Annotated in this window: 18 protein-coding genes, 2 tRNA genes and 1 riboswitch; of the genes, 15 read left to right on the top strand and 5 right to left on the bottom strand. The window is 44.5% G+C overall.

Annotated features, from left to right (window positions below; genetic code table 11):
• The first annotated feature begins 14 nt into the window (after positions 1-14).
• The 9 genes from topA to CCC70_RS12520 all read left to right on the top strand — a co-directional run bounded on the left by topA (position 15) and on the right by CCC70_RS12520 (position 10,439).
• Positions 15-2,087: a type I DNA topoisomerase gene (gene topA, locus CCC70_RS12560; protein WP_021651815.1), complete on the top strand. Its 2,073-nt coding sequence runs from the start codon at positions 15-17 to the stop codon at positions 2,085-2,087.
• A 146-nt stretch (positions 2,088-2,233) separates the two neighbouring features.
• Positions 2,234-3,019: a GTP-sensing pleiotropic transcriptional regulator CodY gene (codY, locus tag CCC70_RS12555; protein ID WP_015524350.1), complete on the top strand. Its 786-nt coding sequence runs from the start codon at positions 2,234-2,236 to the stop codon at positions 3,017-3,019.
• 297 nt (positions 3,020-3,316) lie between these two features.
• Positions 3,317-3,601, top strand: coding sequence for a co-chaperone GroES (gene groES, locus CCC70_RS12550; RefSeq protein ID WP_015524351.1), 285 nt, complete (start codon positions 3,317-3,319; stop codon positions 3,599-3,601).
• A gap of 47 nt (positions 3,602-3,648) precedes the next feature.
• Complete coding sequence (groL, locus tag CCC70_RS12545) at positions 3,649-5,268, top strand: chaperonin GroEL (protein WP_022426640.1); 1,620 nt, start codon at positions 3,649-3,651, stop codon at positions 5,266-5,268.
• Positions 5,269-5,381: 113 nt separating this feature from the next.
• Entirely contained in the window at positions 5,382-5,885 is a 504-nt protein-coding gene (locus tag CCC70_RS12540) for a DUF6106 family protein (RefSeq protein WP_044961649.1), read from the top strand.
• Positions 5,886-5,953: 68 nt separating this feature from the next.
• Positions 5,954-7,408: an IMP dehydrogenase gene (guaB, locus tag CCC70_RS12535; RefSeq protein WP_015524354.1), complete on the top strand. Its 1,455-nt coding sequence runs from the start codon at positions 5,954-5,956 to the stop codon at positions 7,406-7,408.
• Positions 7,409-7,520: 112 nt separating this feature from the next.
• A complete protein-coding gene (locus CCC70_RS12530) occupies positions 7,521-8,237 on the top strand; it encodes a peptidoglycan recognition protein family protein (protein WP_287084976.1) in 717 nt (238 codons plus the stop codon).
• 97 nt (positions 8,238-8,334) lie between these two features.
• A riboswitch (ZMP/ZTP riboswitch) is annotated at positions 8,335-8,416 on the top strand.
• A gap of 86 nt (positions 8,417-8,502) precedes the next feature.
• Positions 8,503-9,216 carry an IMP cyclohydrolase gene (locus CCC70_RS12525; protein WP_118609036.1) on the top strand — a complete coding sequence of 238 codons (714 nt, stop codon included), beginning with the start codon at positions 8,503-8,505 and terminating at the stop codon, positions 9,214-9,216.
• Positions 9,217-9,254: 38 nt separating this feature from the next.
• Positions 9,255-10,439 carry a phosphoribosylaminoimidazolecarboxamide formyltransferase gene (locus tag CCC70_RS12520; RefSeq protein ID WP_015524356.1) on the top strand — a complete coding sequence of 395 codons (1,185 nt, stop codon included), beginning with the start codon at positions 9,255-9,257 and terminating at the stop codon, positions 10,437-10,439.
• A 165-nt stretch (positions 10,440-10,604) separates the two neighbouring features.
• Here the strand turns inward: CCC70_RS12520 and CCC70_RS12515 are convergent.
• Both CCC70_RS12515 and CCC70_RS12510 read right to left on the bottom strand, forming a co-directional pair.
• Positions 10,605-10,677, bottom strand: a tRNA-Gly gene (locus tag CCC70_RS12515).
• Between the two features lie 165 nt (positions 10,678-10,842).
• Entirely contained in the window at positions 10,843-11,532 is a 690-nt protein-coding gene (locus CCC70_RS12510; RefSeq protein WP_173753355.1) for a lysozyme family protein, read from the bottom strand.
• Between the two features lie 162 nt (positions 11,533-11,694).
• Here CCC70_RS12510 and CCC70_RS12505 point away from each other — a divergent pair, with 162 nt between their 5' ends.
• Positions 11,695-12,774: a 3D domain-containing protein gene (locus CCC70_RS12505; protein ID WP_287082499.1), complete on the top strand. Its 1,080-nt coding sequence runs from the start codon at positions 11,695-11,697 to the stop codon at positions 12,772-12,774.
• A gap of 104 nt (positions 12,775-12,878) precedes the next feature.
• On the opposite strand, the gene CCC70_RS12500 is transcribed toward CCC70_RS12505, so the two are convergent.
• Together CCC70_RS12500 and CCC70_RS12495 are read right to left on the bottom strand one after the other, a co-directional pair.
• A tRNA-Phe gene (locus tag CCC70_RS12500) sits at positions 12,879-12,951 on the bottom strand.
• A 130-nt stretch (positions 12,952-13,081) separates the two neighbouring features.
• On the bottom strand, positions 13,082-14,266 hold the full coding sequence (locus tag CCC70_RS12495) for an iron-containing alcohol dehydrogenase (RefSeq protein ID WP_287084975.1): 1,185 nt from the start codon (positions 14,264-14,266) through the stop codon (positions 13,082-13,084).
• Between the two features lie 312 nt (positions 14,267-14,578).
• Between CCC70_RS12495 and CCC70_RS12490 the strand changes: the two genes are divergently transcribed.
• The 3 genes from CCC70_RS12490 (at position 14,579) to CCC70_RS12480 (ending at position 17,756) form a co-directional block, all read left to right on the top strand.
• Positions 14,579-15,481: an NAD(P)/FAD-dependent oxidoreductase gene (locus CCC70_RS12490; protein ID WP_173753351.1), complete on the top strand. Its 903-nt coding sequence runs from the start codon at positions 14,579-14,581 to the stop codon at positions 15,479-15,481.
• 49 nt (positions 15,482-15,530) lie between these two features.
• Entirely contained in the window at positions 15,531-15,830 is a 300-nt protein-coding gene (trxA, locus tag CCC70_RS12485) for a thioredoxin (protein ID WP_021651804.1), read from the top strand.
• 102 nt (positions 15,831-15,932) lie between these two features.
• Positions 15,933-17,756, top strand: a complete 1,824-nt coding sequence (locus CCC70_RS12480) for a DUF6020 family protein (RefSeq protein ID WP_287084974.1) — start codon at positions 15,933-15,935, stop codon at positions 17,754-17,756.
• Here the strand turns inward: CCC70_RS12480 and CCC70_RS12475 are convergent.
• Positions 17,753-18,433 (bottom strand): Crp/Fnr family transcriptional regulator, encoded by a 681-nt coding sequence (locus CCC70_RS12475; protein ID WP_021651802.1) that lies wholly within the window; start codon positions 18,431-18,433, stop codon positions 17,753-17,755. The two genes, CCC70_RS12480 and CCC70_RS12475, sit on opposite strands and share 4 nt — an antisense overlap.
• 376 nt (positions 18,434-18,809) lie before the next feature.
• Between CCC70_RS12475 and CCC70_RS12470 the strand changes: the two genes are divergently transcribed.
• Both CCC70_RS12470 and CCC70_RS12465 read left to right on the top strand, forming a co-directional pair.
• Positions 18,810-20,495 (top strand): B12-binding domain-containing radical SAM protein, encoded by a 1,686-nt coding sequence (locus CCC70_RS12470; RefSeq protein WP_287084973.1) that lies wholly within the window; start codon positions 18,810-18,812, stop codon positions 20,493-20,495.
• A 104-nt stretch (positions 20,496-20,599) separates the two neighbouring features.
• The gene (locus CCC70_RS12465; RefSeq protein WP_110103447.1) at positions 20,600-21,211 is read left to right on the top strand and encodes an AIR synthase-related protein; all 612 of its coding nucleotides are present in this window, start codon (positions 20,600-20,602) and stop codon (positions 21,209-21,211) included.
• The last annotated feature ends 26 nt before the right edge of the window (positions 21,212-21,237 follow it).

Genomic DNA, 21,237 nt, shown 5'->3' with positions numbered 1-21,237 from the left:
TTAGGAGAGGTAAAATGGCCAAAAATCTGGTGATAGTAGAGTCACCTGCTAAAATGAAGACAGTAAAGAAATTTCTGGGGGCAAATTATACAGTAGAAGCGTCCAACGGTCATGTGAGGGATTTTCCCAAGAGCCAGTTTGGTATTGACGTGGACAATGATTTTGAACCGAAGTATATCACAATACGAGGAAAAGGTGAGCTTCTTGCAAAACTTCGTAAAGAAGCAAAAAAAGCAGATAAGATCTATCTTGCAACTGACCCTGACCGTGAGGGAGAAGCAATTTCCTGGCATCTGATGCAGGCTTTGAAGACAGATACTGCAAAGATGCACAGGATCACATTTAATGAAGTAACAAAAACAGCAGTTAAGGCGTCCATCAAGCAGGCCAGGGAACTGGACATGAATCTGGTAGATGCACAGCAGGCAAGGCGTATGCTGGATCGTATGGTAGGTTATACCATCAGTCCGCTGCTCTGGGCCAAGGTAAAAAGAGGTTTAAGTGCAGGCCGTGTACAGTCTGTGGCACTGCGTATCATCTGTGACAGAGAAGATGAGATCAATGCATTCATTCCTGAAGAATATTGGAGCCTGGAGGGTGAATTTCAGGTAAAGGGTGAGAAGAAACCGTTGACAGCCAAGTTCTATGGAACGGATAAAAAACTTCCGATCAGAAACCGTCAGGAAATGGATGAGATTCTGAAAAGTCTGGAAGACTGTAAATATGAGATCACAGAAGTAAAAAAAGGTGAGAGGATCAAAAACGCGCCCCTTCCGTTTACCACAAGTACTCTGCAGCAGGAAGCTGCCAAGACATTGAATTTTTCTACGCAGAAGACTATGCGCCTGGCACAGCAGTTATATGAAGGTGTGGATGTAAAAGGCAGTGGTACGGTAGGTCTGATCTCCTATCTGCGTACAGATTCCACTCGAATTTCAGAGGAAGCAGATGCAGCAGCAAGAACCTATATTTCTGAGCAGTATGGTTTAGATTATGTTTCTCAGACAGAGAAGGCAATCAAAAACGGACAGAAGATACAGGATGCTCATGAGGCGATCCGTCCTACAGATATTGCGAGGACACCAGTTCTGGTGAAGGAATCCCTGACCAGGGATCAGTTCCGTTTATATCAGCTGATCTGGAGACGTTTTGCGGCGAGCAGAATGGCACCGGCACGTTATGAGACCACGTCTGTCAAGATCGGAGCAGGTGAGTATGTGTTCACGGTTGCAGCATCCAAGGTTGCCTTTGATGGCTTTATGTCTGTGTACACAGAAGAGGGCGATGACAAAAAGGGCAATGTTTTAAGTCAAAGTCTGGAAAAGGGTATGGAGCTGAAGCTGAAAGAACTGAAGCCGGAGCAGCATTTTACACAGCCGCCGGCACATTACACAGAGGCTTCACTTGTAAAGACTATGGAAGAGCTTGGAATCGGACGTCCAAGTACGTATGCGCCGACCATCACAACGATCATCAGCAGACGCTATGTATCCAAGGAACAGAAAAATCTTTACGTCACAGAGCTTGGAGAGGTTGTTAATAATATTATGAAACAGGCTTTTCCAAGTATTGTGGATGTAAACTTTACAGCAACTATGGAGGGGCTTTTGGACTGCGTGGAAGCAGGTACCGTACAGTGGAAAACGGTTGTACGTAACTTCTATCCGGATCTGAAGCATGATGTGGATGAGGCTGAGAAAGAGCTTGAGAAAGTTGATATACAGGATGAGGTTACGGATGTGATCTGCGACAACTGTGGCCGCAACATGGTGATCAAGTACGGTCCTCATGGAAGATTTCTTGCATGCCCCGGATTTCCGGACTGCCGTAATACAAAACCATATTATGAGAAGATCGGTGTTGCATGTCCGAAGTGCGGCGGCGAAATTGTCATGAAAAAAACGAAAAAAGGCAGAAAATATTACGGATGTGAGAATAATCCGGAATGTGATTTTATGTCCTGGCAGAAACCTTCTGCAAAGAAATGTCCGAAATGTGGTAATTATATGCTCGAAAAGGGAAATAAGCTGGTTTGCAGCCAGGAAACCTGCGGATATGTGGAACAAAAACCAAAAGATGAAGATTGATTGAATAAATGCTTTTCTATTAATTTTCAGAAAATCCCGTTAAAAATAAAAAAAATATAAAAATGTCTTGTAAATTTCCAGAATAACGTGTAATATTAGACTAGAAAAACGATTTCTTTCAAGGTACGAAAGTGAAAGGAGGAAAAATGAGCGTTCAGTTGCTAGATAAAACTAGAAAAATCAATAAGCTTCTGCATAACAGCAGCTCAAGCAAGGTAGTGTTTAACGACATTTGCCAGGTGCTCATGGAAACCTTAAGTTCCAATATCCTGGTACTCAGTAAGAAAGGTAAGGTTCTGGGAGTCAGTATCTGCCCGGGTGTGGATGAGATCACAGAGCTGATCGATGACAAGATCGGCGGACATATCGACCCGTTATTGAATGAGAGATTTCTTGGTGTTCTTTCCACAAAGGAGAATGTCAATCTCCAGACACTTGGCTTTGAGCATGTACCCGGAAATTATCAGGGAATCGTGAATCCGATCGATATTGCAGGTGAGAGACTGGGAACGTTATTCATGTACCGCAATGATCATCCCTATGATATTGAGGATATTATCGTCAGCGAGTATGGTACAACAGTTGTTGGCCTGGAAATGATGCGTGCGGTTCATGACGAGAACGCAGAAGAAGACAGAAAACAGCAGATCGTTAAATCGGCATTCAGTACACTGTCCTTCTCAGAACTTGAGGCGATCATCCATATTTTTGATGAGCTGGATGGGGATGAGGGTATCCTGGTTGCCAGCAAGATCGCTGACCGTGTAGGTATCACCAGATCCGTGATCGTAAATGCACTGCGTAAATTCGAGAGTGCAGGTGTGATCGAATCCCGTTCATCCGGTATGAAGGGAACTTACATTAAAGTTCTTAATGAAGTGATCTTTGATGAGCTTGAGGAGATAAAAGCACAGAGAAGCAAGAAGGCATAATGTGATCAGCACTGTCAGATGCTTGATATAAGATAAAGAACGTGACAAAAGAGACTTCCCGCTAGCGTGGGAGTCTCTTTTTTGTCTGTTTCATAAAATCAAAATAAATAATGAAATTAAGAAAACAAGAGAAAACAAGAGTATAAAAGAGATAAAACCAGAATAATATAGAAAAACCATATCTTAAAAGGGTTGCGAAAATATGTGAAATTCACTAATATAGCCATAGTGATTAGCACTCGTATAAAGTGAGTGCTAGCAGACGAAGATGGAACTTATAAAGGAGGAACATAGATCATGAAGTTAGTACCTTTAGGCGACAGAGTAGTATTAAAACAGGTTGAAGCAGAAGAGACAACAGCATCCGGAATCGTGCTTCCGGGACAGGCACAGGAGAAACCACAGCAGGCAGAGGTTATTGCAGTTGGACCTGGCGGAGTTGTAAACGGGAAAGAAGTAAAAATGGAAGTAGAAGTCGGAAATACTGTTATCTATTCCAAATATGCAGGAACAGAAGTAAAGATGGATGGAACGGATTATATTATTGTAAAGCAGGAAGATATCCTGGCAATCATTAAATAATATAAACATCTTATCGTATATCAATATAAATAGGAGGTCATTTTATCATGGCAAAAGAGATCAAATACGGCGCAGAAGCAAGAGCAGCACTTGAAGCTGGTGTAAATAAACTTGCAGATACAGTAAGAGTAACACTTGGACCGAAAGGAAGAAATGTAGTACTTGACAAATCTTTCGGTGCTCCGCTTATCACAAACGATGGTGTTTCCATTGCAAAAGAGATCGAACTTGAGGACGGATTCGAGAATATGGGTGCTCAGATCATCAAAGAGGTTGCATCCAAGACAAACGATGTAGCTGGTGATGGTACTACAACAGCAACCGTACTTGCACAGGCAATGGTACATGAGGGAATGAAGAACCTGGCAGCAGGAGCGAACCCGATCATCCTCAGAAAAGGAATGAAAAAAGCAACAGATGTTGCAGTAGAAGCAATCAAGAACATGAGCCAGGCAATCAACGGAAAAGCTCAGATCGCTAATGTAGCCGCAATCTCTGCAAGTGATGAGCAGGTTGGACAGTTGGTTGCAGACGCTATGGAGAAGGTTTCCAAGGATGGTGTTATCACTGTTGAGGAGTCCAAGACCATGCATACAGAGCTTGACCTTGTTGAAGGTATGCAGTTTGACCGTGGATATATTTCCGCATACATGTCTACAGATATGGAGAAGATGGAGGCAACTCTTGATGATCCGTATATTCTGATCACAGATAAGAAGATCAGCAACATCCAGGAGATCCTTCCGCTTCTTGAGCAGGTTGTTCAGGCTGGTGCAAAGCTTCTCATTATTGCAGAAGATGTTGAGGGTGAGGCTCTCACAACCCTGATCGTTAACAAACTGAGAGGAACCTTCCAGGTAGTAGCTGTTAAAGCACCTGGCTATGGTGACAGAAGAAAAGAGATGCTTCAGGATATTGCGATCCTGACAGGCGGACAGGTGATCTCTGACGAGCTCGGTCTTGATCTGAAGGAAGCTAAAATGGAGCAGCTCGGACGTGCAAAATCCGTTAAGGTTGCAAAAGAGAATACAGTTATCGTTGACGGCCTTGGCGATAAAGATGCCATCGCAAAACGTGTTGCTCAGATCCGTGCGCAGATCGAGGAGACAAAATCCGAGTTTGATAAAGAAAAACTTCAGGAAAGACTTGCAAAACTGGCAGGCGGCGTAGCTGTTATCCGTGTAGGTGCTGCTACTGAGACAGAGATGAAAGAAGCAAAGCTTCGTCTTGAGGATGCTCTTGCAGCAACAAGAGCAGCTGTTGAGGAAGGTATCATCGCAGGCGGCGGATCTGCTTACATCCATGCTTCCAAAGAGGTTGCAAAACTTGCAGCAACACTTGAGGGAGATGAGAAGACAGGTGCTTATGTGATCCTGAAAGCCCTTGAGGCTCCGTTGTTCCACATTGCTGCAAACGCAGGACTGGAAGGCGCTGTTATCATCAACAAGGTAAGAGAGTCTGAGGTAGGTACAGGCTTTGATGCTCTGAATGAGAAATATGTAAACATGGTTGAAAATGGAATCCTTGATCCTGCAAAGGTTACAAGAAGTGCACTTCAGAACGCAACAAGTGTTGCATCTACACTTCTTACAACAGAGGCTGTAGTTTCTACGATCAAAGAGGATACTCCTGCTCCGGCACCAAACCCGGGAATGGGAATGATGTAATTTCAAGCAGGCAGGTAAATAATTTACAAAATGAGAGGGCCTGCGTCATGGACGCGGCTCTCTTTTTGTGTTATAATCAAAAGAAATCAGTAAATTACGAAAGGAAGAAGCAAATGAGTGACTTATATTCAGAACTTCTGGTAAAGAAGAAACAGACAGGGAAGGATCTTGTTATAAAATACGGTCTTATTGTACTGACCGTGATCATGGTTCTGGGAGGTCTGGTGCTGAATGCACTTCTTCTGGTTCCGGCTATCGCTCTTGGTGTTGCATGCTATTTTGTAATTCCGAAAACAGACCTGGAATATGAATATCTGTTTGTTAACGGGGAACTGGATATTGATATGATCATGTCCAAGTCAAAGAGGAAAAGAGTAAAATCACTTCAGCTTGCGGAGGCTGATCTTGTGGCACCTCTGAAATCCCACAGAATGGATTATTACAACGGAAATCAGAAGATGAAAACCATAGACTTTTCCTCAGGTATTGAGGATCATAAGCGCTATGCCATGATCGTAAGAGACAGCGGAGAAACCTGCAAGGTGATCCTGGAGCTGGATGATGAACTTGCCAATACCATGAAAAATTCTGCACCGAGTAAAGTTTTTTTGGATTGACATGAATCTTGTTTTTTGTTACACTAGTTCACAAATTTAAAATATCTTACACAAAGGGAGGAAATGCAATGGGTACTATTATTGGTGAAGGCATTACGTTTGATGATGTCCTGCTGGTTCCGGCTTATTCTAAAGTAATTCCGAATCAGGTTGATGTTTCAACGTATTTAACCAAGAAAGTAAAGCTGAATATCCCCATGATGAGTGCGGGAATGGACACAGTTACAGAGCACAGAATGGCAATTGCTATGGCCAGACAGGGTGGTATCGGTATCATTCACAAGAATATGTCCATTGAGGCACAGGCAGAAGAGGTTGACAAAGTTAAACGTTCTGAGAACGGTGTTATCACCGATCCATTTTATCTTTCAGCAGAGCATACACTGAAGGATGCCAATGACCTGATGGCGAAATACCGTATTTCCGGTGTTCCGATCACAGAAGGCAGAAAACTGGTAGGTATTATCACAAACCGTGATCTTAAATTTGAGACAGATTTCAGCAGAAAGATCAAGGAGTGCATGACTTCAGAAGGACTGATCACAGCTAAGGAAGGAATCACACTTGAGGATGCCAAGAAGATCCTTGCGAAATCCCGTAAGGAGAAATTACCCATTGTAGATGATGACTTTAATTTAAAAGGACTCATTACCATCAAGGATATCGAGAAACAGATCAAGTATCCGCTTGCAGCCAAGGATGCACAGGGAAGACTTCTCTGTGGTGCTGCGGTTGGCATCACAGCAAATGTGCTTGCACGTGTTGATGCGCTTGTGAAGGCTAATGTAGATGTGATCGTAATTGATTCTGCACATGGTCATTCAGAAAACATTTTAAAAGCAGTCCGCGAAATCAAGGCAACATATCCGGAGCTTCAGGTAATCGCAGGTAATGTTGCAACAGGTGAAGCTACCAAGGCTCTGATCGAGGCTGGAGTAGATGCAGTTAAAGTTGGTATCGGACCGGGATCTATCTGTACAACACGTGTTGTTGCAGGTATTGGTGTTCCGCAGGTTACTGCAGTTATGGATTGTTATGAAGTGGCTAACAGCTACGGAATCCCGATCATTGCAGACGGCGGTATCAAATATTCCGGAGATATCACCAAGGCCATCGCAGCAGGTGCCAATGTCTGCATGATGGGAAGCATGTTCGCAGGATGCGACGAGAGCCCGGGAACATTCGAACTTTATCAGGGAAGAAAATATAAAGTATATCGTGGAATGGGATCTATCGCAGCTATGGAGAATGGCAGCAAGGATCGTTATTTCCAGGAGAATGCAAAGAAGCTTGTGCCGGAGGGTGTTGAGGGTCGTGTTGCGTATAAAGGACATGTTGAGGATACCGTATTCCAGCTGATCGGTGGTTTAAGATCCGGTATGGGTTACTGTGGAGCAGAAAATATTGAGAAGCTTAAGACAACAGGCAGATTCATCAAGATTTCAGCTGCATCTCTTAAAGAGTCACATCCACATGACATCCACATCACAAAAGAGGCTCCAAACTACAGTGTAGATGAATAATAAAGGAAAAAAAGGTAAGACCGGTAAAAAGTCACCCAGGCCGTCCCATAGCGGGCGGCCTGTTTCCGTAAAGAAAACTTCCTCCGGGTCTTCCAGAAGAAAAAAGAAGTCTTTGAGAAAAAAGAACCCAATCAAGATCCTGCAGAGGATTGTGCTGATATGTATCATTGTGATCGTTGCTTTTGCTGCGTGTGCGTTAGGATACGCATTTTTTGAGATGCGCATGGAACAGAGTGAAACTCAGTCCGGACAGGAAGAAATATCCGGGAATGCCAGCGGAAATGGCGGACCGGAACAATGGCAGGCAGAAGGAGCACCTTTTATTGATGTGGAGCTTCTGACACCGAATTCCTATTCCAGACCACAGATTTCTATCGAACAGGTAAATTATATAGCCATTCATTATACGGCCAATCCGGGATCTACTGCCGTATCCAACCGGAATTATTTTGAAAATCTTGCGACAACGCAGGACAACAAAGTCAGCAGTCATTTTGTGATAGGGTTGGAGGGAGAAGTGGTACAATGTATTCCCACTTCGGAAATATCCTATGCCACAAATTCCAGAAATGTAGATACCATATCCATTGAATGCTGCCATCCGGATGAAACAGGGCAGTTTAATACAGCAACCTATGATTCGGCGGTAAAGCTGACAGCGTGGCTTTGTACACGCTTTGGACTGACTTCGGATCAAGTGATCCGTCATTATGATGTCACAGGTAAAGACTGTCCGAAGTATTACGTGGAAAATCCCGATGCATGGATCCAGATGAAATCAGACATTGCAGCACAGATCCAGACAGATTATGCATTACAGGGGAAATAAAGTGTTATTGTTTATTTTGTGAGCAACAAGAAGTCTGGAAAAATAATTTCTGAAAATAGGGGCTTGAAAATTAAGAAGAAGTATTGTAGTATAACAGCAGAAGCTGCATGACTGGCGGAAAGTAGGATTACCTACAGGGAGTGCAGTGAAGTGAGAAGCCGACCGCCTGGGCAGCCTGATAAGGGGTGTCCAGGCGGTTTTTTGTTACCGTTCATATCCTGGGATAAGCCCCGGGCCTTACATTAGACAAGGAGGATTGTGAAAAATGACGACATTTTCACTTGAAAAAGAACTGAAAGAAAATTCCTATCCGGGAAGAGGAATTGTGATCGGACGTTCCGCTGACGGGAAACATGCAGTTACTGCATATTTTATTATGGGAAGAAGCGAGAACAGCAGAAACCGTATTTTTGTTGAGGATGGGGAAGGAATCCGTACACAGGCTTTTGATCCATCCAAGCTTACAGACCCGAGCCTGATCATTTATGCACCGGTACGTGTCCTTGGAAATAAGACCATCGTAACAAACGGTGATCAGACAGATACGATCTATGAGGGAATGGACAGACAGCTCACCTTTGAACAGTCTCTCCGCAGCAGAGAGTTTGAGCCGGATGCGCCGAACTATACACCTCGTATTTCAGGCGTTCTTCATGTTGAAAACGGTAAATTCAATTATGCGATGTCTATTTTAAAGAGCAATAACGGAAATCCGGATTCCTGTCTTCGTTATACATTTGCCTACGAGAATGCGGCAGCAGGGCAGGGACGTTTTATCCATACTTATAAATGCGATGGAAATCCACTTCCAAGTTTCGAGGGAGAGCCGAAGCTGGTAGAGATCCCAAACGATATTGATGAGTTTGCGGATCTCCTCTGGAAGAGCCTGAACCAGGATAATAAAGTTTCTCTCTTTGTTCGTTTTATTGACATTGAGACAGGAAATTATGAATCCAGGATCGTAAACAAGAATAAATAAGAAAATAGGGATATCACAGAGAACGGAGGAGCTTTTTCATGAAAGAATTACAGTTAAAATACGGATGTAACCCAAATCAGAAACCATCAAAGATCTATATGGCAGATGGAAGTGAGCTTCCGATCCAGGTACTCTCCGGAAGACCGGGATACATCAACTTCCTGGATGCCTTTAATGGCTGGCAGCTGGTACGTGACCTTAAGAAAGCAACCGGACTTCCGGCAGCAACTTCATTTAAGCATGTATCTCCGGCAGGTGCTTCCATCGGACTTCCGCTGAATGAGACACTGGCAAAGATCTACTGGGTAGATGATATGGACTGGAAGAATTTTTCCCCGCTTGCATGTGCGTATGCAAGAGCAAGAGGTGCAGATCGTATGTCATCATTTGGTGATTTTATTTCTCTTTCTGATGTCTGCGACAAAGATACCGCAATGCTGATCAAGAGAGAGGTTTCTGATGGTGTGATCGCACCAGGATATACAGAGGAGGCTCTTGAAATTCTGAAGCAGAAGAAAAAAGGCAATTACAATGTGATCCAGATCGATGAAAACTATGTTCCGGAACCTTTGGAGCACAAACAGGTATTTGGAGTCACTTTTGAGCAGGGCCGCCAGGAGCTGGCAATTGATGATGCGCTGATCTCCAATATTGTAACAGAGAATAAAGAGCTTACGGAAGAAGCCAAGAGAGATATGAAGGTTTCTCTGATCATCCTGAAATATACACAGTCCAATTCTGTATGCTTTGTTAAGGACGGACAGGCTATCGGCGTTGGTGCAGGACAACAGTCCCGTGTACATTGTACACGCCTTGCAGGCCAGAAGGCAGATAACTGGTATCTCCGTCAGTGCCCGAAGGTACTGGAGCTTCCGTTTAAAGACACGATCACACGTGCGGAGAGAGATAATGCCATTGATGTTTACATTGGTGAGGAATATATGGATGTCCTTGCAGATGGGGCATGGGAAAAGACATTCACAGAGAAGCCGGAAGTGTTCACAAAAGAAGAGAAGAGAGCATGGCTGGATGGTCTTACCGGCGTGACACTGGGATCCGATGCATTCTTCCCGTTCAGTGATAATATCGAGCGCGCATATAAGAGCGGTGTAAAATATATTGCAGAGCCGGGTGGATCTGTACGTGATGACGCAGTTATCGATACATGTAATAAGTATGGAATGGTGATGGCATTTACAGGAATCCGCCTTTTCCATCACTAAAAGATGCATGCCTTGGCCATGATATGCAGCTGAAATAAAAGATAAAAAATATAAAGTCCCGAATCTGGATTTCTGGAAAAAAGAGATCAGACTCGGGACTTTTTGATCGAAAAAGGATAGTTTTAAAAATAAAAAAAGAACTCTGAAAAACTCAGAGTTCTGAAGAGCGATAGACGGGGCTCGAACCCGCGGTCTCGACCTTGGCAAGGTCGCGCGTTACCAACTACGCCACTATCGCATATGCCTTATCGCTTCAAGTATTTCCCTCAGCGACAAGACATATATTAGCATAGATTTTATATTCTGTCAAATGTTTTTTGGAATTTTTTTGAAATTATATACAACATATAAAGTTTATTCCAGACATCTGAAATAGAACTTGTATATGACAATATTTGGTGGTTTATGAGTTATTGTCTAAGTGGTAATAGCGCAAAACATGATCCGGATAGTATTGGTCACCATAGTCCCATGGACCGGCAGGATCATGAAGGGGATCATCTTCATCACGTTGTGTGTTGCCGCTTGCCATCTGAGCAAAGGCCTGAGCACTTTGGGCCGTCCACACAGTCTGACCGTTTTCTTCCAGATAAGCAAAATAGGAATCGGCTCCGAAATTGTATGCCTGCAGAGCCAGACGGATTTTGGAAAGATCAGTCGGACCGGTACAGACGGCCTTTTCCAGAGCATATTTCAGTTCCTGGATGCCACAGGAAATAGAGTAAGAAGGATCTGTGATACCATTGGGCTGCTGAGGATATCTGGTGTTGTAGGCTCCTTCTGAGGACTGCATGGGATCGGTACCCTGTCCGGAGCTTTCCTGCATCATCACAGCCAGGATCAGGTCTACATAGTCGGACATATCATATTGTGCTGCTTCGCTGGAAACCTCATCGCGATAAGCTTCACAGGCTGCATTGATCTGATGGGCTTTCTCCTGCCTGCCGGAAAATTTGGAAAAACGCAGAAGGATACAGCCCACGATCAGCAGAAAAAGACATGTCAGAAAGATCTTCTGCCTTCGCACCTGCTGTACACGGAGTCTGTGGCGCTGTTTTTTAGTAAGGGTTGGTTTCTTGTGTTTTGTATTCATATAAGTATTGTATCCGTTACGGATAGATTTGACCAGTTAAAAAATATGATCTTTTTGTTAAAAATTTCTGAAGACTGTCCTGTGAAATTGCAAAATATGATCTGATATGCTATGATAGTCGGGACAAACCGTAGAATGCCGGAAAAAAGGAGGCAAGATTTCATGCGAAAAAAGCTTCTGGCAGTTATTTTATGTGCTTCTATGCTTTTCCCTGCATCCGTATCAGCAGAGGTACTGGGATATGAAGCAACAATGGATACATATACACAGGAGAAAAAATCACCTCAGCAGTTTCAGATCGATGATGGGGCGGGAAATACAGTAAATGCTCTGGCGAAGAGTGATACGCTTTATGTTACAGCGAAAAATACGGAAATCCGGTCCAATCCGGGAGACAGTGGTACAGAGCTGCGTTCTGTGATCCTGGGAACGAAACTTGAAAGAGTTGCAGTCTGTGACAATGGCTGGAGCAAGGTGACCTTCCAAAAGAAAGGTGAGGACAAGATCATCGGTTATGTTTCGGACAGCGTGCTCAGTGATACGGAGATCGTAAATAAATTTACGGATACAGTTACAGCGGCACAGGACAGTGATATCCTGGATTATCCCGGCAAGAAGGACGGAGAGGTTGTAGGAGAGGTTCTTCAGGATGATGAGCTGAAAAGAACAGGTACGGTAGATGCTATCTGGAGCAGGATCGTTTACACAGATGACAGTGGTTCAGATCACGTCGGCTATATTCCGACCAGCTGTCTGGAAGGTTATCAGGCTACGGAAGTGGCCAAGGCAGAGCAGGAAAAGAATACAAAAGCAGGATCCCTTACTAAGAGTTCCGGGGAGGGCGTTTTTGCGGATGCGGTGGATGGTGTAACTTCCACAGGTGGTTCCGGAAGTATCGCAGCTGGCGTACAGATCGGAACGCCGGTATCAGTATCTTCTGACGCGACACTGAAACCACTGGGAACATTCCGGATCACGCATTATTGTCCGTGCAGCATCTGCTGCGGACCATGGGCGAATGGAATTACTTCCACAGGAGTAACGGCCACTACCAACCGTACGATCGCAGTGGATCCGAGTCAGATCCCATACGGTTCCAAAGTAGTGATCAATGGACAGGTTTATGTTGCAGAGGACTGTGGAGGAGCGATCCGGACCAATTGCATTGATGTATATGTGGCAACACACTCCGAAGCAGAGCAGAAGGGCGTGTTTTATACAGAAGTTTATTTGCTTCAGTGATCAGAAAAAGACTGCTGTAGATTCCACAAGGGATTTGCAGCAGTTTTTTGTATAAAAAAACTCTGACCAGCAGAGGCTATTCTGCGATCAGAGTAAAAAAATAATGCCCAGAGCCGGAATCGAACCAGCGACACGAGGATTTTCAGTCCTCTGCTCTACCAACTGAGCTATCTGGGCATGTCTCTTTCGAGTACTTTGTTACTTTAACACATTTATGTAGAGAATGCAAGGAAAAAATAAAAAAAGCAGATGTTTTTCTGAAAAATCTGATTTTCAAAAAAACATCTGCAATATTATGGCTACAGATTTATCTGGCAGCAAGATAGATTTTTTCCATATCTTTCATGTTCAGCTGTTTGAACACACCGATGGTACGGGTGTCTTCAAAGCTGCATTTAAACGCCAGATCATGAATCTCCTTTTCTGTAAGATCAAGACCAAGCTCATGAAGGCTGGTAGGCATCTGGATGGAACGGAAATAATCTTCCATGGCTTCTATGCCGGCAAGAGCAGTTTTGTTGAAGTCGGTACTGCAGGGAATGTCAAAGATATTGACTGCAAACTGGGCAAAGCGTTCCGGATTTGCATCATAAACGTAACGTGCCCAGCTTCCCCACAAAGCGGCAAGACCGGCTCCGTGAGCCACATCGTAGGTGCCGCCCAGTTCATGCTCCAGCTGGTGACAGGCCCAGTCACCACCGCCGGTTCCGCAGCCGGTCAGTCCATTGTGGGAAAGGCTGCCGGCCCACATGATCTCTGCCCGTGCAGTATAATTATCCGCCTCCTTCATCAGGATCCGGGAGTTATAGATCACGGTCTGCATCAGAGATTCGCTGATACTGTCAGTGATCTCCATGGTTTCGATATTTACAAAGTACCGTTCCATAGTATGCATCAGGATATCCACACAGCCGCTTTCGGTTTGATATTGCGGCAGGGTATAGGTGAGGCGGGGATTTAAAATAGCAAAACGTGGGCGGCACAGATCGTTGCGGGCACTACTCCGTTTCAGCCAGCCCTCTTCATTGGTGATCACACAGGATCCGCTCATTTCACTTCCGGAAGCTGCGATCGTCAGGATAACGCCTACAGGAAGACAGGCTTTTGGGGTTTGGGTGCGGAGAAAAAAGTTCCATACATCTGTATCCGGATTGGCAAGTCCATAGCCGATGGCCTTACAGGAATCAATAACGCTGCCACCGCCAACAGCCAAAAGAAAATCAACCTGTTCTTTGCGGCAAAGCTCAATACCTTCACGTACCTTGGAGAGACGGGGATTGGGAACCACACCGCCAAGAGTGACATAGGGAATTCCAGCTTCATCCAGAGAAGATCGGATCTCATCGATCAGACCGGAGCTTACTGCACTGTGGCTGCCATAATGGATCAGTACTTTGCTGCAGTTCTGCTCTTTTAGAACAGTGCCGATCTTAAGGTGTGTATCTTTTCCGAAAATAATCCGGGTAGGGGTAAAATATTCAAAATTTCTCATAGAGATTAGGCTCCTTTTTATGATTCATGATCTATTGATAAATATAAGGAATCTGTTTCCTTACAGGTCAAGCAGATATTTATAATCCCGCAGGGGTATCATCTTGATTCATTTAATTGGTTTAAAGTCGTTATAATAATAGCATAGAAGAGAAACAGACGCAAATAAAAGCTATTGAAAAAAAGGTGTAATTTTGGGGGAATGTGGTATAATGACTTCTGTGAAGGAAAAGTGACCTGATCACAGAAACAGACCAATGCGAAGCGTATATTATAGAACAGATCCAAACGAAGAAGAAAGCAGGTGTCTGAAATGGAGAATATCATTATCATAGGAGCAGGTCCGGCCGGGATCTCGGCAGCACTTTATGCGGCAAGAGGAAATATGGATCCGCTGATCATAAATACAGGGATCGGTTCACTGGAAAAAGCGGAGAAGATCGAGAACTATTACGGACTGGAGCAGCCGCTGTCCGGCAGAGAACTTTTCGGAAGAGGTCTTGCCCAGGCAAGAGCACTTGGAGTACGGATCCTGGATGCCCAGGTTGTGGGAATGGGTGGTTTTGATACTTTTGAGGTGAAAACTACCGCAGGAGATTTTGAGGCACGCAGCGTGATCCTGGCAACCGGAAGCAGGAGAGCTTCTGCCAGGATTCCGGGAGTAAAGGAATTTGAGGGAAAAGGTGTCAGCTACTGCGCAGTATGTGACGCATTTTTTTACAGAGGAAAAGAAGTGGCAGTGCTTGGAAACAGTGATTTTGCTCTTCATGAAGCAGAAGAACTTTCTCATACCGCTTCCCGTGTGACGATCTTTACAGATGGAAAGAAACCGGAATTTTCAAGAGAAAATCCGCTTCCGGTTAACACCATGAAGATCCAGGCGATCGAAGGGGATGAGCGTGTTTCCGGCATCCGCCTGAAAAGTGATGTGTCCATGCAGGAAGCAGGTACCGGAGCAGATTCTTTTGTGCCGGCAGAGGGAGTCTTTGTAGCACTTGGTACAGCCGGAAGCTCGGAGATGGCCCGCCAGATCGGAGCAGAACTGAATGAAAAAGGAAATATCCGGGTCAATGAAGAGATGGAGACTACAGTTCCGGGACTGTATGCAGCAGGTGATTGCACCGGTGGACTTCTCCAGGTGGCAAAAGCTGTTCATGACGGTGCCCAGGCAGGACTTTCCGCCTGTCAGTATGTGCGTAAGCTTCTGAAGGCGTAAGCATAAGCTGATACTAAAAATAAATACAGGATCAAGGAGGAATTTTATCATGGCAAAAGTTTTTACAACAGACAATTTTGAAACTGAGGTATTAAAGGCAGAAAAGCCGGTACTGGTAGATTTTTGGGCAACCTGGTGCGGACCATGCAGACGTCAGGCTCCGGTCGTGGAAGAACTTGCAGAAGCCGGATATGAGGTTGGCAAGGTTGACGTAGACAAAGAGCCATCACTGGCACAGCAGTACAAGATCATGAGTATCCCTACACTGCTGGTATTCAAAGAAGGAAAAGAGACCGCACGTTTTGTGGGACTGACATCAAAGACAGAGCTTGAGGCAGCGCTTCAGTAACCAAAACAGAAAACAGAAAAAATAGATACAGCTCTGGGAACCGAAATGGTTTCCGGAGCATTGTTGGTTTACTGAAAATTTTAGACAAGGGTAAATAAAAATATGGATGAGAAAATAATAAAAAAGAATGCAGTGCCTGTGATCGCGGCAATGATCACAGCGCTGGCCTTTTCTTTTACGGGCCTTCCAATGGATGGAAATACTTCTGTAGAAAAAATGAGCGATGTTTATAATGGATTGGGATGCACGAGCTTGCTTGCATGGATCCTGCTTCTTATTTTATACGTGAAAGGATGGGAGGGCTACCGGAAATACAGAAACTGGCAGGCACATGTTTTGGCAGTGATCTTTTCGGCGGGAATGCTTCTTGGAACTTCTTATTTTACAAATGGAAACTGGGATTTTCTGTTTGGCGCAAAGAAACAGATCCTGATCTCAGCCGGATGCTTTATAGGATTTTATATTATCTGTGATATGGGAATCACTTATTTTTGGAGGATTCCTGAGATGGAGTTTTTCCGAAAGGCCTGTGGGCGTATCCCGGCCAGAGAGGAAGAAGTAATGTGGTTCCGCCTGGCAAAGATATCTATGATCATTGGATGGACACCGTTTATCCTGGCATTTCTCCCAGGTTCGATCCCGGCAGATGGATTTCGGCAGCTGGATGTATTTTTGGGAGCCATGCCGCTGGACAATCATCATCCATGGGTCCTGACGATGATCATGGGTGGACTGCTGACACTTGGAAAAACTGTCTGGTGTTATAATTTTGGAGTATTTCTGATCGTCATTGTGTTTACTTCTGTGGAAATCTGGTGTTACAGTGCGGTAGTCCGCTATCTGTACAGATGGAAGGCTCCAAAATGGATACTTTTTGGTACTGTTCTGTTGTTTGCATTTGTTCCCATATTTGGAAGCTATGCGCAGGCAGTGATCAAAGATGGATTATATACGGCAGTCATTACTTTGTATTTTGCAGTGTATATAGATATTTGTCATTCCTTTTCCAAGAGAAAGGCAGTATATTTATTTCTTCTGGGAATCAGTGTTTGTCTTACCCGAAATAATGGCATTCATCTAGTCTTGCCTTCTTTGATCCTTTTGTTTTTCTTCCTGGTAAAGGGCGCGAGGAAATATGCATTTATTGTGGCTGTCTGTGTTTTTGCCTGTTATCTGGGCGTAGAAAAGGGGGTAGCACCTGCCCTTGGCGTGGCACCTGGATCCCGATGTGAAATGCTTTCGGTACCGTTTCAGCAGACTGCCCGATATCTGAGAGAATATCCGGATGATGTAACCGCAAGTGAGAAGAAAGCGATCAACAGGATCCTGGATTATGATGTTCTTGCCGAGAAGTATAATCCGGAACTGTCGGATCCTGTGAAAATTACATTCAGGTTCAGAGATGATGATAATGATCCTAAATTGGATGGATACATGAAAGATTATTTTAAAGCCTGGTTTGCCATGTTCCGTCGTCATCCGGGAGTATATATCCAGGCGACATTGAATAATATCTACAGTTATAATGATCCGTTCCATATGGGAAGAGGACAGCAGGGCGTGTACCGGTTTTACATAGATAAACTGTATCAGAAAAAATCCGGGATCGATGTCAGTTATGTTGGACCAAAAAAAATCCAGTATCTATTCAGGCTTTATGATGAATTATGGATGCGCGCACCTGGCCTGGGACTTATCTTAAGTGCAGGAACGTATACCTGGCTTACTCTGTTGCTGATGGGATATCTTCTGGTGAAGAAGCAATGGAAAAAACTCCTGATCTTTGCCATACCGGTGCTGAATATACTGATATGTCTTGTGTCTCCTGTAAATGGGATGATCCGTTATATGTGGCCGGTAATGACTATTATGCCGATGCTGTTCTGGTGGATCCTGCAGCCGGCACCTAAAACATCTTCAAATTAAAAAGTATTCATCATTTCATAAAGACGTCTTTTATCCAGAATGCGGATCGATCCCCGTGAGATCTGGATAGAGCCGTCTTTATTCATTTTTTTAAGGCTGCGGCTGACAGCTTCTCTGGCACTTCCGATGGAGCGGGCGATGGCTTCCTGTGTGAGAGCGAGCTCATCGGAACCGGTATCTGCAGCTTCATCCAGAAGAAAGGCTGCGATTCTCTGAGTCAGGGTCATAAAAAATGTCCGTTCGATTCCTGCGATCACATCTGAGAAATGTTCAGTTGTCCGTTTGTAGATGAAATTTTCCAGATAGATATTGTTTTTCATCAGCCGGGAAAAAGGAACTGCCGGAAGCAGAAGCAGATCACAGTCTGTTTCTGCATCGATCTGTACATCAAATGTAATGGCAGAAAGCATGCAGGAGGCGGAAAGAGTGCAGATGTCACTGTCCCTTAAACGGTACAGGGTGGCCTCTTTTCCCTGAGCGGACAGTAGATAAACACGGAGAACTCCCTTCAGAAGAAAAAGAGTTCCTAGGCACTGGCGCTCTTCAGACTGTATGGCAGCACCTGCCGGGTAATGAAGCTCGCGAATGTTATCAAGAAGAAAATTCCGATCTTCTTCCGTCATATGTTCCCAGAAGGGAAACGCCTGAAAATAATTCAGACAGCTGTTTCGATCCATAAAAAGATTACTCCTTTATAAAAATATATAGTACTCATTTTAACGCTGTTTGGATGGAAATACAACAAAAACGGCATTTTTGCGGCAGGAGGGAAATCCCTGTTTGTTACTGTTCACTCCGTTCTCAGCAACACGCTTCGCGATGCACAGAATTTATGCTGATCGCATAAATTCGCGCGGTATGTCTCGGGTTTTCTGTGACCTTCGCTCACAAAAAACACCTCGCGGAATATTACCAGTGAACAGTAACCCCTGTTTTTCTATTTACATCCGGTGGCGGGAACGTTATAATCATAAAGCGAAAAGGATCAACAGAGAAATAATGAAAACTGCCGGGGAAAGAAATTATCCGGCAGAAGTTAGGAGAATATAAAATTTGAAAATCTTACTTGCAGCATGCAATGCAAAATATATCCATTCCAATCTTGCGGTATATAACTTGAAATCCTGTTCCGGAGAATACAGCTCCAGGGTTGTGGTCAAAGAGTACACGATCAATCAGCTCAGGGATGACATTTTAAAAGATATTTATCTGGAGCAGCCGGATGTGATCTGCTTTTCCTGCTATATCTGGAATATTTCTTTTGTCAGGGAACTGGTGCCGGATATTAAGAAAATTCTTCCACAGGTGGAGTTTTGGGCAGGAGGCCCGGAGGTATCCTACGATGCGGTGGAATTTCTGAAAAAGAATCCTGCGTTTTTTGGAGTGATGGTGGGAGAAGGAGAGGAAACCTTCCATGAACTTGCAGGTTATTATATAGAAAGAAAACCGGAAACTTTGAGCGAGATCCGTGGAGTGGCTTTTCGTGATGAAAACAAAGGCAGGGATATTGTACACACGGGCTGGCGGGAATTGATGGATTTAAGTAAAGTTCCGTTTGCATACAGCAATCTTACAGAGTTTAAAAACCGCATTATTTATTATGAGAGCAGCAGGGGATGCCCCTTTTCCTGCAGCTACTGCCTTTCTTCCATAGATAAGAAGCTTCGGTTCCGTGATATTGAGCTTGTAAAAAAGGAATTGCAGTTTTTTATTGATAATAAAGTTCCTCAGGTCAAATTTGTGGATCGTACCTTCAACTGCAAGCATGACCATGCCATGGAGATCTGGAGGTATATTACGGAGCATGATAACGGGATCACCAATTTTCATTTTGAAATTTCAGCAGATCTTCTCCGTGCGGAGGAGCTGGCGCTGATGAAAACCATGCGTCCGGGCCTGATCCAGCTGGAGATTGGTGTACAGTCTACCAATCCTCAGACCATCAAAGCCATTCGGAGAACCATGGATTTTGAAAAGCTGAAAGGGATTGTAGAACAGATCCACAGCTTTGGAAATATCCACCAGCATCTGGATCTGATCGCAGGACTTCCCTATGAGGGATACGACAGCTTCCACAAGTCCTTCTGCGATGTTTACGCACTGCGTCCGGAACAGTTTCAGCTTGGTTTTCTGAAAGTGCTGAAGGGCTCACACATGATGGAAATGACAGGGGAATATCAGATTCTTTACAAGGATCGGGAACCCTATGAGGTACTTTCCACAGCCTGGCTGACCTACGGGGAGATTTTAAGGCTGAAAATGGTGGAAAGTATGGTGGAAGTGTATTATAATAGTGGGCAGTTCAAAAATACCCTTGTATTTCTGGAGAAGTATTTTGACGATCCTTTCCGGATGTATGAGGCACTTGGCAGATTTTATGAGAAAAAAGGATACTCGGAGATCTCTCATTCCAGGATGAGGCGCTATGAGATCCTTATGGAGTTTGCCGGAGAACAGAAAGAGATTCCGTCGGAAGCACTTTCCGATGTAATGCTCCTAGATCTTTATCTTCGAGAGAATTTAAAGAGCAGGCCATCCTTTGCTTCAGACCAGAAGCCGTATGAGCGGCTGATCTGGGATTACCGGAAAGCGAAAAAAATCCCGAAAACCGCCCATATCGAGGTGTTCCGGGACGGAAAGAAGCTTCTTTTTGATTATACAGACAGGGATCCTTTGACCAACAATGCGCAATTAACGGATATTACAGATGAGGTGAATAATAATTATGGGAATGTTTGATCCGAAAAAAAGAAAAGTGATCACAGCGATCATCGCAGTTATTCTGGTACTGGCAATGGTAGTTCCGACTGTGCTTTCGCTTATCCTTTATTAAGGCGGCAGTTATGAAACTTGGAAAAAAAGCACTGGAGGCGCTTCAGGCAGAGATAGACGGACGGCTTATGCCGGGAGACGAGCTGATCGTGGCAGGCCCTGTGGCAGCAGAAGGAACTGCATGGATCACAAAGAATTATCATGACAGGCTGCGGGAGTTTTTTGCAGAACGGTTTCTCGAGGATGCTGTAAAGCTTCCTGAGGTTTACGGAACAGGAACAGAGAATGATAAAATTTGGAAAATGGCGGAAGAATCCGGAGCCAGTGCCCGATATCGGATGGGAGAAGGCGGCTTTCTTGCTGCCCTCTGGAAAATGGCGGAGGCATCCGGAGTAGGTCTTAGTGCAGATCTTCGAAGTGTGCCCATCCGACAGGAAACCATAGAGATCTGTGAGATCCTTGATGTGAATCCGTACAAGCTGCTTTCAGGCGGAAGTATTCTTATGGGAATCCATGGCGGTGATGCGTTTGTGCAGCAGTTGCGGCGAGAGGGGATCATGGCAGCAGTGATCGGTCAGACCGATTCCGGAAATAACAGGCTTCTTTACAGCGGCGGAAATGCCAGATATCTGGAACGCCCGGCAGAAGATGAGACCAAAAAGCTTGGCTTTTTGATCTCATGAGCAAGCAGCGAAGCGGATTGCGAATG

Source organism: Blautia sp. LMAG:89, assembly GCF_008679485.1.
GTDB lineage: Bacteria > Bacillota > Clostridia > Lachnospirales > Lachnospiraceae > Blautia_A > Blautia_A fusiformis.
This window is presented reverse-complemented; position numbering and strand designations above follow the sequence as displayed.